We start from the raw sequence: 1,761 nt of genomic DNA, 5'->3' as shown, positions 1-1,761 counted from the left end.
GTGGGTGAAGCCATGGCCATGGTCAAAGCGCTTAACCGGATCACGCTATTAGGAATGCCGAACAGTATTCGCATCACGTAACAATCGACCCGTATGGGGCGCAGTCGTTACAAGTTCTGATTTATTCAACAAAGCCAAGTAAAACACATTGTTAGCAAGCTGTATACACAGCGTATTGAGCGTGCACATCTGACACTGCGTAACCGATTGCAACGGCTCAATCGCAATACGCTAGTATATTCAAAATCATCCGAAATGCACGATAGGATCATCGGTACTTACATCGAACGCGAGTACTACGTTTGATGCTACATCAACTCATTGAATACACGACCCAATTTTTCAAATCGGTATTCGTTCACATTTTATTGCCTCGCTGCGCCAATAAAAGTAAATATACGCGCGCACTGCTTGAACTTTTTCTTCACGACGATTAGCTTTACACTCTACCCATCAAGCTAATTATTTCGCAGTATCAACAGGTTCAGGAAGGGGGCCACCATGTCATTGCGGCAAGAGATCATCCAAGCACTGGGTGTTAAGCCTACTGTCGATCCCGATGCCGAGATTCGCATCAGCGTTGATTTTTTAAAGAATTATCTTAAGGCCAATCCCTTCATCCGTTCGTTAGTACTGGGGATCAGCGGCGGGCAAGATTCTACACTGACCGGCAAACTGTGCCAGACTGCCATCAATGAGCTGCGTAGCGAAACTGGCGATACGCGTTATCAGTTTATCGCTGTACGCTTGCCGTATGGCATTCAGGCGGATGAGGCCGATTGCCAAGATGCCATCACCTTCATCAAACCGGACAGCGTGTTAACAGTAGATATCAAGCCCGCCGTCGAAGCGAGTGAAGCCACCCTAGCAGCCATCGGCGTAACGCTGTCCGATTTTGTCAAAGGCAACGAAAAGGCACGTGAGCGCATGAAAGCGCAATACAGCATTGCGGGCATGAACGCGGGTCTGGTGGTCGGCACCGACCACGCCGCAGAAGCCGTCACGGGTTTCTTTACCAAATACGGTGACGGCGGCACGGATATCAATCCTATTTTTCGTTTAAATAAACGGCAAGGGAAAGCTCTGTTGAAGGTACTCGGCTGTCCGCAGCACCTGTACACCAAAGCCCCTACGGCCGATCTGGAAGAGAACCACCCTTCATTACCTGATGAAACCGCCCTTGGCGTCACCTATAGCGAAATTGATGACTATCTGGAAGGAAAAGCGCTCGACGCCGACCGCGCCGCCATTATCGAAAACTGGTATAAAAAGACCGAACACAAACGCCGTCCTCCGGTTACTGTATTTGACGATTTCTGGCACTGATAGGCAGTCAGGTAAATTAAAATATCAACATATTGATATTAAATAAAATAATATTAATTAATATTTAATATACCCGATTAAGTACCCGCATTGATTTACACCTCATGTACGGTTCTTTTTCGGGGATTGAAACCTGCTAATCACTCGCAAGCATTTATAGCCGATTCTAACACTTTCTCGTAGCCAATGCGCTGGTGACGTTCCGCACGTAGCGCCCGCATCTGCTGATCGATAGGTGCACCGATTTTTAATTGGTCAACAGCGAACGCCGGTTTTGATACCTCGGCAGTTTTACACGGTACCGGCACAGGAACTTTAACCTCGACATAAACAGGAGCAGGGCGCGGCGTTTCACCACAACCCGCCAGCAACAAAACACCCACCAGAATTACGCGATTCATTTCGAACGCTCCCGCCGTAGCTCATCATCAAACG

3 protein-coding genes and 2 pseudogenes are annotated in these 1,761 nt (G+C 48.0%); 4 read left to right on the top strand and 1 reads right to left on the bottom strand.

Annotation, left to right across the window (positions count from 1 at the left end; genetic code table 11):
- The 4 genes and pseudogenes from QZ506_RS04630 to nadE form a co-directional block, all read left to right on the top strand.
- Positions 1-81 (top strand): annotated as a pseudogene (locus QZ506_RS04630) (lipoprotein); the annotation flags it as partial.
- Positions 82-144: 63 nt separating this feature from the next.
- Positions 145-306, top strand: a pseudogene (locus QZ506_RS04625) (IS1 family transposase); the annotation flags it as partial.
- Positions 306-437, top strand: coding sequence for a hypothetical protein (locus tag QZ506_RS04620; protein WP_291969384.1), 132 nt, complete (start codon positions 306-308; stop codon positions 435-437). The pseudogene QZ506_RS04625 and the gene QZ506_RS04620, both read left to right, overlap by 1 nt.
- Before the next feature lie 64 nt (positions 438-501).
- Positions 502-1,326, top strand: a complete 825-nt coding sequence (gene nadE, locus QZ506_RS04615; protein WP_291969382.1) for an ammonia-dependent NAD(+) synthetase — start codon at positions 502-504, stop codon at positions 1,324-1,326.
- A 140-nt stretch (positions 1,327-1,466) separates the two neighbouring features.
- On the opposite strand, the gene QZ506_RS04610 is transcribed toward nadE, so the two are convergent.
- The gene (locus QZ506_RS04610) at positions 1,467-1,727 is read right to left on the bottom strand and encodes a hypothetical protein (RefSeq protein WP_291969381.1); all 261 of its coding nucleotides are present in this window, start codon (positions 1,725-1,727) and stop codon (positions 1,467-1,469) included.
- Between the last annotated feature and the right edge of the window lie 34 nt (positions 1,728-1,761).

Origin of the sequence: Candidatus Symbiopectobacterium sp., assembly GCF_020054415.1 — a bacterium.
Taxonomy (GTDB): Bacteria; Pseudomonadota; Gammaproteobacteria; order Enterobacterales; family Enterobacteriaceae; genus Symbiopectobacterium.
This window is presented reverse-complemented; position numbering and strand designations above follow the sequence as displayed.